Origin of the sequence: Sulfurimonas autotrophica DSM 16294, from assembly GCF_000147355.1 — a bacterium.
GTDB lineage: Bacteria > Campylobacterota > Campylobacteria > Campylobacterales > Sulfurimonadaceae > Sulfurimonas > Sulfurimonas autotrophica.
In genome coordinates, this window is the sequence record NC_014506.1 from 315,292 (window position 1) to 328,851 (window position 13,560).

General features: G+C 35.8%; 12 protein-coding genes. 3 read left to right on the forward strand and 9 right to left on the reverse strand.

Annotation, left to right across the window (positions count from 1 at the left end; translation table 11 throughout):
* Position 1 precedes the first annotated feature (1 nt).
* Positions 2-1,387: an FAD-linked oxidase C-terminal domain-containing protein gene (locus SAUT_RS01710; RefSeq protein WP_013326143.1), complete on the forward strand. Its 1,386-nt coding sequence runs from the start codon at positions 2-4 to the stop codon at positions 1,385-1,387.
* Between the two features lie 6 nt (positions 1,388-1,393).
* Positions 1,394-2,218: a YihY family inner membrane protein gene (locus SAUT_RS01715; RefSeq protein ID WP_013326144.1), complete on the forward strand. Its 825-nt coding sequence runs from the start codon at positions 1,394-1,396 to the stop codon at positions 2,216-2,218.
* Here SAUT_RS01715 and SAUT_RS01720 read toward each other — a convergent pair.
* The 5 genes from SAUT_RS01720 to SAUT_RS01740 all read right to left on the reverse strand — a co-directional run bounded on the left by SAUT_RS01720 (position 2,165) and on the right by SAUT_RS01740 (position 9,296).
* A complete protein-coding gene (locus tag SAUT_RS01720; RefSeq protein ID WP_013326145.1) occupies positions 2,165-3,448 on the reverse strand; it encodes a ComEC/Rec2 family competence protein in 1,284 nt (427 codons plus the stop codon). The two genes, SAUT_RS01715 and SAUT_RS01720, sit on opposite strands and share 54 nt — an antisense overlap.
* The gene (locus SAUT_RS01725; protein ID WP_013326146.1) at positions 3,449-4,894 is read right to left on the reverse strand and encodes a replicative DNA helicase; all 1,446 of its coding nucleotides are present in this window, start codon (positions 4,892-4,894) and stop codon (positions 3,449-3,451) included. It lies immediately after the preceding gene.
* On the reverse strand, positions 4,894-5,952 hold the full coding sequence (gene ispG / locus SAUT_RS01730) for a flavodoxin-dependent (E)-4-hydroxy-3-methylbut-2-enyl-diphosphate synthase (protein ID WP_013326147.1): 1,059 nt from the start codon (positions 5,950-5,952) through the stop codon (positions 4,894-4,896). Before ispG ends, SAUT_RS01725 begins: the two co-directional genes overlap by 1 nt.
* Positions 5,953-6,029: 77 nt before the next feature.
* On the reverse strand, positions 6,030-8,000 hold the full coding sequence (locus SAUT_RS01735; protein ID WP_013326148.1) for a TonB-dependent receptor domain-containing protein: 1,971 nt from the start codon (positions 7,998-8,000) through the stop codon (positions 6,030-6,032).
* Positions 8,001-8,291: 291 nt separating this feature from the next.
* On the reverse strand, positions 8,292-9,296 hold the full coding sequence (locus SAUT_RS01740; protein WP_013326149.1) for an agmatine deiminase family protein: 1,005 nt from the start codon (positions 9,294-9,296) through the stop codon (positions 8,292-8,294).
* Positions 9,297-9,312: 16 nt separating this feature from the next.
* Here SAUT_RS01740 and SAUT_RS01745 point away from each other — a divergent pair, with 16 nt between their 5' ends.
* The gene (locus SAUT_RS01745; protein WP_013326150.1) at positions 9,313-10,332 is read left to right on the forward strand and encodes an alanine racemase; all 1,020 of its coding nucleotides are present in this window, start codon (positions 9,313-9,315) and stop codon (positions 10,330-10,332) included.
* Here the strand turns inward: SAUT_RS01745 and SAUT_RS01750 are convergent.
* The 4 genes from SAUT_RS01750 to rsmG are packed head-to-tail and all read right to left on the reverse strand — an operon-like array spanning position 10,324 to position 13,551.
* Positions 10,324-12,285, reverse strand: a complete 1,962-nt coding sequence (locus tag SAUT_RS01750; RefSeq protein ID WP_013326151.1) for an EAL domain-containing protein — start codon at positions 12,283-12,285, stop codon at positions 10,324-10,326. The genes SAUT_RS01745 and SAUT_RS01750 overlap by 9 nt on opposite strands.
* 56 nt (positions 12,286-12,341) lie before the next feature.
* Positions 12,342-12,731, reverse strand: coding sequence for a hypothetical protein (locus SAUT_RS01755; RefSeq protein ID WP_013326152.1), 390 nt, complete (start codon positions 12,729-12,731; stop codon positions 12,342-12,344).
* The gene (locus tag SAUT_RS01760; protein WP_013326153.1) at positions 12,731-12,967 is read right to left on the reverse strand and encodes a PP0621 family protein; all 237 of its coding nucleotides are present in this window, start codon (positions 12,965-12,967) and stop codon (positions 12,731-12,733) included. The genes SAUT_RS01755 and SAUT_RS01760 overlap by 1 nt, the downstream gene beginning before the upstream one ends.
* Positions 12,964-13,551 carry a 16S rRNA (guanine(527)-N(7))-methyltransferase RsmG gene (gene rsmG, locus SAUT_RS01765; RefSeq protein ID WP_013326154.1) on the reverse strand — a complete coding sequence of 196 codons (588 nt, stop codon included), beginning with the start codon at positions 13,549-13,551 and terminating at the stop codon, positions 12,964-12,966. Before rsmG ends, SAUT_RS01760 begins: the two co-directional genes overlap by 4 nt.
* Positions 13,552-13,560: the final 9 nt, after the last annotated feature.

The following is a 13,560-nucleotide window of genomic DNA, read 5'->3' on the forward strand; positions in this document are numbered from 1 at the left end:
GATGATAGATGCAAAGCATATACAACATTTTAAAAATATTGTCGGCGAAGAGAATATTTACAGTGACAAAGCGCACCTGCTTGCTTATTCATATGATGCAACACGAGAACATTTTGAACCGGATGCAGTTGTTTTTCCAAAAGATGAAGAAGATGTGAGTGAAATACTCAAATATTGTAATGAACATCATATTGTTATAGTCCCGCGTGGAGCAGGCTCGGGCTTTACAGGCGGAGCCCTTCCAAGTAAAGGCGGCATAGTACTGGCAATGGAAAAGCATATGAATAAAATTCTAGAGATAGATATGAAAAATATGGTAGCCATTGTACAGCCGGGTGTTATTAATATGGACTTGCAAAAAAAAGTCGAAGAAGTAGGCCTATTTTATCCGCCGGATCCTGCGAGTCAGGATTACTCTACCATCGGTGGAAATGTGAGTGAAAATGCCGGTGGAATGCGCGCTGCAAAATACGGCATCACAAAAGATTATGTGATGGCAACGCGTGCAGTATTGCCAAGCGGCGATGTTATAAAAGCTGGTAAAAGAACCATTAAAGATGTAGCCGGGTATAACATTAGCGGTATATTAATAGCGAGTGAGGGTACTTTGGCAGTGCTTACTGAAATTACGCTCAAGCTTATTCCAAAACCGAAAATGACGAAGACGGCTATGGGAATATTTCCAACTGTTAATGATGCAATGGAAGCAGTATATAACACTATGGCAAGCGGCGTTACTCCTGTTGCAATGGAATTTTTAGACAATTTGACTATTCGTGCGGTGGAAGAGACTTTTCATAAAGGTCTGCCTGTAGATGCGGGTGCTCTGCTTGTAACGGATGTTGACGGGAACATGGAAGACGACTTGGATTTTCAACTTGCACAAATCGAAAAAGTATTTCGTGAAAACGGCTGCAGTGACTTTAAGGTGGCAAAAGATGAAAAGGAAGCAGCTGATATTTGGTTTGCCCGTCGTAATGCTTCACCGTCACTGAGTATTTACGGAAGTAAAAAGCTCAATGAAGATGTAACGGTTCCGCGTTCTGCACTGCCGGAACTTCTTGAGAAATTTTATGCAATTGCCAAGAAATATAATGTGAAAATTCCATGTTTTGGACATACCGGCGATGGAAATGTTCATACAAACGTTATGGTTGACGGAAGTGACCCTGAGCAGGTAAAGATTGCCTATAAAGCTATAGAAGAGGTTTTTCAGGCAACTGTTGATTTAGGCGGAACACTCTCAGGGGAACACGGCATAGGACTTGCAAAAGCACCGTATATGAAAATGGCATTTACCGATGCAGAGATGGAACTTTTTAAATCTATTAAAAAGGCCTTCGATCCAAACAACATTTTAAACCCTTCAAAAATGGGTCTTGATTAGTAAATTATGAATGAAAAGCTGACAACAGTTATAAAACAGATTAAAATTTTTGTCAGCTCTTTTGTTGACAAAGAATTAACGCTTTTTGCAGCAAGTTTGAGCTTTTACACGATTTTTACCATTATTCCTTTATTGCTTATCATTATGGCTATTTTAACTTCTATGCCTACCTTTACAGAATATTATGAAAAGATTCAGGGCTTTATATTTTCAAATCTGATGCCGGTAAATTCAGATACGGTGATGTTTCAAATAAACGGTTTTTTACAAAACTCCTCTAAAATGGGTGCTATTGGATTTATAGCAATTCTTGTCTCTTCGCTTCTGTTTTTCAAAAATTTTGAATATATTGCAAACAGAATTTTTCATGCAAAATCAAGAACCTTGTGGGAGAGTATAACGACCTACTGGACACTGTTAACGCTCACACCTATTGCGCTTGGAGTATCATTTTATATTACAGGCTACATCGCGGCACTTATGGCTTCAAATTCTTTTACTTCAGGGCTTAATATCTTGCCTTTAGTACCATATATTATTATTTGGGGTCTTTTCTTTTTAATATTTCAAATTGCTGCCAATGCAAAAATAAATCCCAAAGCTTCGGCAATCAGCTCTTTTATTATCTCAATAATTTTCAGTGTGAGTAAAAATGCTTTTATTTACTATGTCTTTTTAAACAAGTCTTATACAACAATGTATGGCTCATTTGCAATTTTAATGTTTCTGTTTTTATGGATTTATGTTTCGTGGATTATTTTTCTCTACGGTTTGAAATTATGCCATATTATAGACGAAATATATAAAAAGAAGCAGCGTGTATCCGAGTAGAAGATAAAGAGCCTTTTTGCTAAAAACAGCTGCGAGTGAGAGTAGAATCTCTATAACAAGATAACCTTTTGAGAGTATGTGTTGTATGGCATGAGTATCTACATGTAGAAGATGCTGGAGCGGTGTATCTAAAAGATTTCCCATACCAATTACATGTAAAGCTATAGCCAAGGGATAAAAGAGTGTAAAAAGTGTCGTCCAAAGAATTGAGAGGGGATGATAAAGACTGAAGTTTCCAAATATAGCCATTGAAAATGGAAGCATCATAAGGTAGACCCAAAAAGGCAATAGAATAAATTGTTTGATTTTACTGTACTCTTTAAAGTGAATAAGAAACAAAAAAATGTAAAAAACACCGCTGGCAGAGAGCCAGAAACCTATGCTGAAAACAAGTTTTGGGAAGAGTGCAAGAATTAAAAGCACGGTGATAAGTAGTGTCTGCATAGAGACGATTTGTATCCCTCTGTCATACAATATAAAGCCGACAATAAGCATAACAAAGGCTCTCAAAAGTGAAGGCGGCGAATCTAAAAAAAGCAGATAGCCAAGCAGCACCAAGCTTATAATAATAAAAGTATCTCTTTTATAGCTTCTGTATGGAAAGTATCTGTTTTGCAAGATTTTATAAGGGTATTTGATAATAAAAAAGAGAATGGCAGCAAGGACACCAAGATGAAAACCGCTGATGGCTATAAGGTGAGAAATACCGAGGTTGGAAAATTGTGTCTGCATTGACGTGGGTAATGGCAGAGCAAGAAACAAAGCTTTATAGAGTTTGGCAATATCACTGTTTGCATGTTGCGCATCTATAAAAGAGGCAAGTTTTTGTTTGAGTGTAGGTTTATCACAGATATTAAGTATTTTACTAAAAGCAAAAAAGCCTTTTATGTACTCTTTAAAGCTGATATTGCCTGCCCAGATCTCTACATGTAAATGTTTGTTTTTTAAATTTTTGAGTTTTTTACTTGCCATTGTGTAAAAAACTAATCCATCATCACTCCGCAGTTTTAAAATTTTGTAGCTTTTAATTTTTCCTTTTTTGGTGAGTTTTGTTTTGTCATACTCTTTTAAAACTTTTGCATCTACAAGCTGTGAATCAAATTTTGTCAGTTCTTTGTATTTATAGTATTCAAAGAAGAGGGAAAGTGAAAGAAGTGTAAAAATAAAAATGAAAAAGAGAAAGAGATCTTTTTTTGAGCTAAAAAGGGAAACTTTCTCCAAAATTTTCATTTAAATAGGAGGCATCTCTACCTGCGGCATATCAATATTTGCAGATTTTGTATCAACATTTTCATATACGGTTTCAACGCCTTGGGCAAAACCTGGTGCATCCACAAAGCGTGTAAGCTTTTTCTGAAAAACGAGTTTCACATGTCCCGTCGGTCCATTTCTTTGCTTTCCTATGATGATTTCAGCATCTTCTTCCTCTTTTTCTATATAGGTTGAGGTAAACTCTTTGCCCTCAGCTTTTGCAGCTTTTTCACGCTCTTTTTCTTCCTTGTAGAGGTAAACATCATCACGATAAACAAAAAGGATGATATCGGCATCCTGCTCGATTGAACCGGATTCACGAATATCGCTGAGCATAGGACGTTTATCATTACGGCTCTCTAATCCGCGGTTTAGTTGAGAGAGTGCGACGATGGGCATTTCAAGCTCGCGGGCAAGCATTTTCAGCCCACGTGATATTTCTGAGACCTGAAGGTGTCTGTCTTGATTACCGATACCCTGCATGATTTGAAGGTAGTCAATGACGGCTATCTCAATTTCAGGATGCTGATTCTTGAGTTTTCTGAGTTTTGAACGCAGTTGATTGATGTTAATACTTCCCTGATCATCCACAAAAAGCTTTACGGAGTTCATTCTGTCTATTGCCCCGTTGAGGTTCGACCACTGATCATCATTCATATCACCAACTCGGAGCTTTTGCAGAGGAATTGATGTTTGAATAGAAAGCAGACGCAGCATCAACTGTTCTGCCGGCATTTCAAGAGAGAAAAAAGCAACGCCTTTGCCTTGAAGTATCAAAGAATTGACGGTGTTGAGCACAAAAGAAGTTTTCCCCATTGCTGGCCTAGCTGCGATGATAACCAGGTCTCCTTTTCCAAAACCTGTCGTCATTTTATTGAGTTCTTTAAAACCTGTATCTACGCCGACAAGTACGGAGTTTCCTCGTGCTTTCATCTCTTTGATGTATTCCATCGTGTCGAAGGTCATCTTCGGCGAGTCTTTAAAGTCGCTTGTCTGGTTGTCCTGTGTGATCTCATAAAGTTTTTTCTCTACGATGTCAACAACTTCAGCTGAGGGGAGTTCTTCTTCGACTGTGACGCGTTTTATCTCTGTCGTGAGTGTTAAAAGATGGCGTTTGAGTGATTTGTCTTTGATTTCATCAACATAGGCTTTGGTATTTGATATAGGATTAGCAGAGAGAATTTCAAGTAAAACCTGTTCATCAAACTTTTTTGCTTTAATGAGCTCTTTTTTTATAAATTCTTCATCTATGGGCTGGTCTTTTTGTAAGAGTGTGAGCATAGCCTGAAATATATCCTGATGTGCAGGCAGATAAAAATCATCTTTTGAAAGCTCTACACTGAGTTCATCAAACTGACTTGGTTCAAAAACGATGGAACTTAAAACACTGCGCTCAAAAGCGAGATTGTAAAGATTGTCCTGCATTACTCTTTGCCTGCCATATCTTCAACTTCATGTACAAACCTGTCTACAAGTTCTTTTTCATCCAAGTTTGCCACAACTTCGCCTTTTACCATGACAAGCCCTTTGCCTTTTCCGTAAGCAATGGCGACATCTGCATGTTTTGCTTCACCGATGGCATTGACGACACAGCCCATGACACTGACATCAAGCGGTGTTTTAATATGAGCTGTTCTTTTTTCTATTTCTGCGACTGCTGTAACTAAATCAGCCTCAATTCTTCCGCAGGTCGGGCATGAAATAATATTAAGACCTTCTTTTGCCACACCGCTGTCTTTTAAGATGGCACGCCCGACTTTTATCTCTTCTTCGAGTTCACCGGTGATGGAAACGCGCATAGTATCGCCGATGCCCTCAAGCAATAGTGTTCCAAGACCTATAGCACTTTTTACCGTTGCATGAAAAATCGTTCCCGCTTCTGTAACGCCCAAATGAAATGGATAGATATTCTTTGGACGCAGCATTCTGTAGGCTTCTACTGTTCTTTGCACATCACTGGCTTTGAGTGAAATTTTAATATCGCTAAAGCCTAAATCTTCCAAAAATTTAATATTATAATCAGCTGATGCAACCATAGCTTCAGCTGTCGGACCATATTTATCATCAAACTCTTTTTCCAGAGAACCCGCATTTACCCCGATGCGAATTGGTAAGTTTCTCTCTTGACATGCTTTGACAATCTCTTTTATTTTGTTTTTATCGCCGATATTTCCAGGATTAAAACGGATGCAGTCAACCGATTGGGCTGCTATAAGAGCAAGTTTGTAATTGAAGTGAATATCTGCAACAAGGGGCAGTGAAATTTGCTCTTTTATTGCTTTAAGGGCAAGTGCATCTTCCATATCAGGCACAGCAACACGGACAATGTCAGCTCCTGCAAAATGAAGACGGTTTATCTGCTCAACCGTCGCTGCAACATTATGTGTGTCAGAGTAAGTCATAGACTGCACGGAAATAGGGGCATCACCGCCGACTGCTACATCGCCGACAAATATTTTTTTGGTAGGGTATCTTTTTATCATAAAGTGATTTTAGCTTTTTTTTGATGAAGAAGTGCTTTAGCTCAAAAGTAACCCAAAGTCTTAAAGACTTTTAGGTTTTAAAATTTGAAATCTAAATTTGTGTAAATGTAGCGACCAGGCTCGTTTAAAAGGAGTTTTTCTCCACTACCTGTGGTGACGAGTGTTAAATCTGTGTAGGTATTGCTTTGTGCATATGTTGTGTTGAACATATTGTTAACACCGAGTGTAAAATCAAATTTTTTGTTGAGGGCATGTTTAATTTTTGCATTAAATACCGCCCAGCCTGCAAGGACTTGTTCGCCGTTGTCATCATCTATATTATTCCATCGTTTACTAGCCTGCATTTCTAAAGTTGCTATAGAGTTGTTGGCATATTCATAGTTAAGTGCTGCATTTGCACGAAGGGGAGCGATGTCAGCTAGATTTGTATTTGTCTGGCTGTTAAGAGCATGGTCTTTTTTCCCGCGTTTATATGAAGCACCGATATCAAGTGTAATATCATCATTGATATAATAAGAACCGCTTAGTTCTGCACCATAAATTTTTGCATCTATATTTTCAAATATATTTGTACTCTTGGTCGAGTTGATGTAAATATAATTTTTGAGTTTGGAATAGAATCCTTTGACTTTTAGTTTAAAGTAGTCATTGTCTGTTTCATACCCGAAATCTACTTCTTGATTTTTTGTTTGGTTAAGTGTCGGTGTTCCTTGTAGGCCCCCTTTTAAAAAGTACAACTCTCTGCCATCTGGAACACGGTAAGCCTGACCGAGACCTAAAAAGAGTTTGTTTTGGCTGTTGAGTGCATAAGTTGTGAAAATATTTGTACCCAGTCCGTTATAGGTATTTGCCTGATGTGCGCTGTTGTCATCTCTCACTGTTGAGTGGTCGTATCTTGCTCCTATCTTTACATGTAAAGCGTCAAACTGTTTTTCAAGTGCTGCAAAAACTGCACTGTTTTTTGTAAGCGCATGGTCGATGCTGTCTCCTAAAACTGTTCCTGAAACATTGTTGACATACTGACCTTTCCATGTACGTCTGCTGCCGTCCAAACCAAACAGCAGATTATAAGAGTTGATGTCAAAACTATTTTTAAGTTTTACACCCTGCATAGTAGTCCACATATGGTTTGTTTTGTTATTTGCAGCTGTGAGCGCCGATTTTCTATATTCTGTACTCATTGGATGGTCTACATCAGAGTAGTAATACTGCAGATTAATATTTTTATATGTATCTGAAATATTATCAATATTATAAGTAACACTGTAAATATTTGAATCATCATAAATTGCATCCATTGGAGAGTTTGGATAGAGTATATTATCACTGCGGTTTGCCGTGACACTTAATTGTAGTTCCTGATCTTTTGCAGTTGTGACAAAGGCCTTTGCCATCATCGAGTTTTTCTTATATGCCTGCATATCTTCATACTGACTTTGGTACTGATTGCCTGTAGGCGCTTGTTTTTTTACCTGCTGTGCCAAAGTGTCACTGTTTCCGTCATGGTACTGGTCGCTTGACTCTGTTGAAGCTGTGACTAACACTCTTATTAAATTATTGCCACCGCTTGCAGTTGCTCCGAATTTTTTATAATTCCACGAACCAAAACCTAAATTTACCTGTCCTTGAAAATCTTTTGAAGGTTTTTTCGTAGAAATTTTGAGTCCACCGCTTAGGTTACCGTAATTTTCTACATCATACGGTCCTTCTATAACCTCAATTGCATCAATCTGGTTTGCTAAAATGTGTGAAACAGGAGGGTCCATTCTGTTTGGACAGGCTCCGTATACCTTTGTACCGTCGACTTCTACTGAAATATTGTCACGTTTTTGACCGCGAATAAGTACATCATTGGCGATGCCGCTTCGGCGTGACATATCAATACCTGGAACAGAGGTACTCAGTGCTGCTGCCACATCTGCTGAAGTTTGTGCATTTTGTGCTACTTCTGTTATAGTTGTAGATTCTACATTGATTGGTGCGAGCTCAATTTCTGATGCATATAAAGATGAGAAAACGAGTAAAGAGAGTGTAATAGTTTTTTTCATTTTTTGCCCTTTTTTGTAATTAAAATTATTTAACCTATAATACAAAAAGAAGTGTTACAAAAGTGTTAATTTTTCTGCTAAAATTGCATTATGAGTACAAAAGAAAAGATAAAACGGACAATTTTAATAGCATTAGGCTTTGCTTTGGCAACATATTTGATTATGAGCGGAATGGCTATGTTGGATGGAAAATAACTTTTAATTTTACAGTATGGGTTCTTTCTCTTCGGAACCTAGGTTCCGAAAAGAACTCAAGGTTACAGAAAAAAATTCAGTATTTAAAAATCTTGCTTAAATATTAACATTAGCAGGAAAATTCATAGTCACACAGTGCAGTGAACCGTGCTGGCGTACAAGTACAGAACAGTCTATGCCTATGACATCTCTGTTCTTAAAAGTATTTCTAAAAATTTGAAGAGCCTCCTTATCTTGAGAAACACCGTAAAGTGGCACTAAAACAGCTCCATTTACAAAAAGAAAATTGGCATAGGTTGCAGGCAGTCTTTCTGCTTCAAAATATAGTGCATCACACATCGGCAGAGAAATAAGCTCTAAATCCTGCTCTTTAGCTGTCATTTGCAACTCTTCTTCCATAAGTTTTAGCTCATGATAATGTTCATCATTTATGTTATCACATTTTACATACATAATAGTTTTCTCATCTATAAATCTAGCGAGAGTATCTATATGCGAGTCGGTGTCGTCACCTGCCAGATAGCCGTGGTTTAAATATAAAATATGCTCGGCATGAAAAAAAGCTTTTAATTTTTGTGTGATTTGTATTGCATTGAACTGAGGATTACGGTTTTTATTCAGCATACATACTGAGGTCGTTAAAATTGTGCCTCTGCCATTACTCTCAACTGCACCGCCCTCAAGGATAAAGTCGATATTTTTAAGTTTACATGTAAGGTATTTGTGAGCAATATTGTGGGTCATTGCATTATCTTTTTTCGCATCAAATTTATTGCCCCAGCCGTTAAAAATGAAATCCAGCAAAACAGTTCCATCATTTTGCTCTAAAGAAAGAGCAGAACAATCTCTCGCCCAGGTGTCATCTGTAATATATTGCACAAATTCAAGATTATTCTCATCTTTAAAATGTGCTTTTACTTCATCTATATCATATGCTATGACAAGACATTTTTGATATTTTCTGATGGTATTGATGATGTTGACAAAGGTTTTTTGGGCTTTATCAAGATACTCTGCCCAGTCTGTATCGGCATGGGGAAAGATTATCTGTGTAAAACTTTGTGCTTCAAATTCGGCGATTAGCCTTTTTTTCTCTTTCATGTAGTATAATTCTCCCATGGCTTACATCACATTAAATAAAAATCATTTTTTTAATAACCTTACCATTATTGCAAAATTAACTAAAGCAAAAGATAAAATAGCGCTGGTTTTAAAAGATAATGCCTATGGACATGGACTTTTTGAGATTGCGACACTGGCAAAAGAGTACGGTATTACAAAGGCTGTCGTACGTTCAAATGAAGAAGCAAAAGAGATAGAAAATTTATTTGAATATATTTTGGTTTTGGCAGATACTCCTAAAGAAGCAAGCCAAAAAATCAGATATACCATTAACGATATACGCCAAATACAAAAGTTTGCAAAAAATACAAAAGTAGAACTTAAAGTTGATACGGGCATGTGCCGCAACGGTATTATGATGGATGAACTTGAAGAGGCTTTTATTTTATGTGCACAGCAGGGTTTACAGCTCGAAGCTGTTTTTACACATCACTCTTCAGCGGATGAAGATAATAGATATTTTGATTTACAAAATGAGAACTTTAAAAGAGTAAAACAAGACTCACAAGTTTTAGCAAAAAAATATAGTTTTATTCCATTGCGGTTTCACTCTTTCAACTCTGCTGCATTGTTTCGCTCAAATGATTTTGATGAAGATATGGCACGCGTAGGCATCGCAGCTTATGGTTGTTTAGAACTTCCAAGCTCTTTACATGTAAAGAACCTGCAACCTGTTTTATCTGTTTATGCACAGCGACTCTCTTCAAGAAGGCTCCAAAAAGGAGAATGCGTAGGCTATGGCGCAGCATTTGAAACAGCGGTTACATGTAATGTGTCTAACTATGATTTTGGTTATGGTGATGGTTTTTTAAGAAGCTGTTCTCATCATTATATTACGCCTGAGGGCATTAAAATAGCCGGTAGGATTTCTATGGATAACAGTTCCTTCCTTACAAATAAAGAGAAATTGCTGATATTTGATGATGCCAGAGTTATAGCGAAGTTTGCAGATACTATCAGTTATGAAATTTTAACAGCACTAAAAGAGAAGATAAAAAGAGAAGTACTACACTAGCTTGGCAGCAGGTTTTCCAATAAAGTAGCCTTGAATAAAGTCTATGCCCATTTCGTCTAAAATATTTAGTGCTTCTTCATTTTCAACATATTCAGCAATTGTTTTTAAACCTATATTCGAGGCAAACGTTATGATTGTCTGTGTTATTTTTCTTGAGTTTTCATCTGTGGTGATATTTTTTACAAGAGAAGCATCTATTTTAAGATAATCTACATTCAGTTCGAGAACATGGGAAAAATTTGAATAACCACTTCCAAAATCATCTAAGGCAATTTTGCATCCAAGTTCTTTAACGTTATGAATGAATAGTTTTATGTCGTCATAATTGCCAATTTTATCACTTTCAAGTATTTCAAATACAACTTTACTTGGATTATTGTAATGATGTAGACTTTTCATGATAAAATCCATAGTTCTTTTGTTTAGAATATCATTTATAGATAAATTTATAGAAAACTCATAATCTGTATTTTGAAAAAATGCAAAAGATTTTTCTATCATCACTTTTGTAATATTTGGATAGAGTTTTGATTTAATTGAAATATCTAAAAAAGAATTTGGAACGATAACCCTTCCATCTTGCGTTTTAATACGCACTAATGCCTCGTATTTTTCAATTTTTTTAGTTTTAACATTGTATATTGGTTGAAAATAGGGCTGAATCTGATCATTATGTATTGCATTTTTTAAGAGAGTCACACATTGGATATTTTTATTGACCTGTTCTGCCGTGTCAATGGAGCTACTGTATGATATTAAACTTTTTTTATTCTCCTTGGCAACTTGAAGTGCCATATCTGCTTTTGTGATTAAGCCATGCTCATTTGATGCCACTCCACAGCTAACGGTTATGTACAAAGAGTTGCCATCGATCAAATAGTTTGTTTCTTGGATTTTATTAATTAATGTGCGAATATTATTGATAAACTCACTTGCCTTAACATCAGCAACAGAAAAAATTGCATATTCATCACTTGGCAACTTATAGACACTAGTGCTCTTATCTTTGCACAGATTAACAATTGTTGAGGCAATTTGTTTAAGCAGTTTATCCCCGGTTTTATGACCGTAAAAATCATTTATATCTTTAAATCCATCAATATTAATAAGAGCAAGGTGTACAGAAGAAGCGTTATATAAATTTTTTATATAATCAATGAGTTTTAACCTGTTTGGCAGTTTTGTCAGATTGTCGGTTATTAATGTTTGTTTGAGCTCATCTGTTTTCAGATGAATCTGATACTCTAAAAAATTGTTTATTTTTTTTGATTTTTTTACAATGTTGTAGAGAATAACAAAAAGTACAATAAAAAGAAGAAAATCATATATAATGGAATAAAAAAAGTGAGACATAAAATAACTGTTTATTTTATTTTTTGGTATTTTTATGCTCATTATACCTCTGAGTTCATTAAGTTTATAATCGTAAGCTTTCGAATATCTTTTTTGAATAAACAGAGGAGCTTTATTTTTTGAAGCGTGACAGGTTAAACATTTATTTTCAATTCTTAAGACAGAAGCATATAAATAGTACTCACTGTTTTTATCGCTAAAGTACTCTTTTTCTTTTGGATTTTTTTTAAAAAACTTTATGGCTTTGAGTTCACTTATGTCAGCTGCATTTTGAGGATTTCGTGCTCTGTCTGAAACAGTTTGTATTTGTATATTCAGGATATTATTTTTTGAAAATATCTGAGAAATGGCATAAGAACTGTAGGCCGGTAAGGCAGGAAGAGTTTTTTCATTTAAAGGTATAGTTTTATTTGTAAATAAATTTTGATAGTAATCTCTGTGTGCCATCTCATGAGCATTTAAAACCTTTGCTTCTTTTTTTGCAAAATCATAAACTTGACGCTTTGCCTCATGATAACTGTATGAAATTCTAAATAATAAAACAATAAGGAATATAATGGGAATGGCATATAAGATTTTGTTGTTAAAATACTGGTTCATTTATTTTTTCCTTAAATGATTATATCAAAATCATTTTTAAGACTTCTTTTTTAAGTTTAAGGAATTTTAATTATAGCCTCTGCAAAAATAACACCGTCAATGCCTAAAAGTGCCATTTCTTCAATATCATCTTCATCTTCTACATGTACTAAGATTTTTGCGTCAAAAAGGTAGCTTTCAGCAATTTTTTGGGCAGTTTTCGCCAGTTTTTGTTCTACCGGTATATAGCTTGCTCCCAGAGCAGACGCGTACATCAGCTCAGTTATATTTTTTACTTTCGGGGCAAAGTCTATCTTGTTGTCTTTAAGGTAGTTGATGATATCAAGGTTTTTTTCATCAAACTCCAAGTAAATGGTTGAAGAGGGCGGTGTTTGAATAATAGTGTCTATATCAAACACATGATAAAATTTTTCACTTTCAATAAATCTATGGCCGAAAAAGAGCATTATTTTGCCTTTGCAAGACATTCACGAGAACAATAGTACTTTCCATTACTGAGAATACACTCCTCAACTTCCGCATAAACACCACAGGTTGCACACTCTACCATTTCATCTGCATCGAGTTTTTTAGACTCTTTTTTCGCACTTTTTTTTGAGACTTTTGCCTCCGGGGTTGTTTTAAAAAACAAAAAGTAAACGGCAGTAATTACTGCACCGATTATAAGTATTTTAAGTATCATAATTCTTCTCCTAGAAGTAAATAGTGTCTGTTTTTTGTTTCGATAATTTTATGTTTCATATGCATATCTGCAGCAACTTCATCAAAAACTTTTTCACCTTTGTAAAATAGTAGTTTTGAATGTTCATCTCGAAAGTTTTTACTTAAGTTTAAAAGCATTTTTGTGTCAGTGACAGCGCGTGACGTTATAAGGTCAAACATTTGCGGCTCCATCTCTTCAACTCTTTTTTTCACTACGCTTACATTTTCAAGTCCCAAGTCAGCTTTTATAAACTGTAAAAAACTTGCCCGTTTTGTTAAAGGTTCTACCAGCGTGATTTTTGTATCAGGCAGTGCAAATGCCAATATCATTCCCGGAAAGCCTGCCCCTGTTCCAATATCCATAAGAGAGTCTACTTTTGGCAGAAAGCTGACGGGAAACACGGCATCATAAATGAATTCATTTAAAGTCTGCTCATTTTTAGCACCTGTGAGGTTGTGAATTTTATTCCACTTAAAGAGATGCTCTTTATATTTTTGCACTTTTTGAAAAAAATCATTTGGTAAATCTATCTTATCACTAGCGAGTGTTGTTTTTAAATCCAATAAAATATC

What these genes read in the sequence shown, in the direction of transcription:
- SAUT_RS01710 (WP_013326143.1), top strand. Translation starts at nt 2, where the DNA reads ATGATAGATGCAAAGCATATACAACATTTTAAAAATATTGTCGGCGAA.
- SAUT_RS01715 (WP_013326144.1), top strand. Translation starts at nt 1,394, where the DNA reads ATGAATGAAAAGCTGACAACAGTTATAAAACAGATTAAAATTTTTGTC.
- SAUT_RS01720 (WP_013326145.1), bottom strand. Translation starts at nt 3,448, where the DNA reads ATGAAAATTTTGGAGAAAGTTTCCCTTTTTAGCTCAAAAAAAGATCTC.
- SAUT_RS01725 (WP_013326146.1), bottom strand. Translation starts at nt 4,894, where the DNA reads ATGCAGGACAATCTTTACAATCTCGCTTTTGAGCGCAGTGTTTTAAGT.
- ispG (WP_013326147.1), bottom strand. Translation starts at nt 5,952, where the DNA reads ATGATAAAAAGATACCCTACCAAAAAAATATTTGTCGGCGATGTAGCA.
- SAUT_RS01735 (WP_013326148.1), bottom strand. Translation starts at nt 8,000, where the DNA reads ATGAAAAAAACTATTACACTCTCTTTACTCGTTTTCTCATCTTTATAT.
- SAUT_RS01740 (WP_013326149.1), bottom strand. Translation starts at nt 9,296, where the DNA reads ATGAAAGAGAAAAAAAGGCTAATCGCCGAATTTGAAGCACAAAGTTTT.
- SAUT_RS01745 (WP_013326150.1), top strand. Translation starts at nt 9,313, where the DNA reads ATGGCTTACATCACATTAAATAAAAATCATTTTTTTAATAACCTTACC.
- SAUT_RS01750 (WP_013326151.1), bottom strand. Translation starts at nt 12,285, where the DNA reads ATGAACCAGTATTTTAACAACAAAATCTTATATGCCATTCCCATTATA.
- SAUT_RS01755 (WP_013326152.1), bottom strand. Translation starts at nt 12,731, where the DNA reads ATGCTCTTTTTCGGCCATAGATTTATTGAAAGTGAAAAATTTTATCAT.
- SAUT_RS01760 (WP_013326153.1), bottom strand. Translation starts at nt 12,967, where the DNA reads ATGATACTTAAAATACTTATAATCGGTGCAGTAATTACTGCCGTTTAC.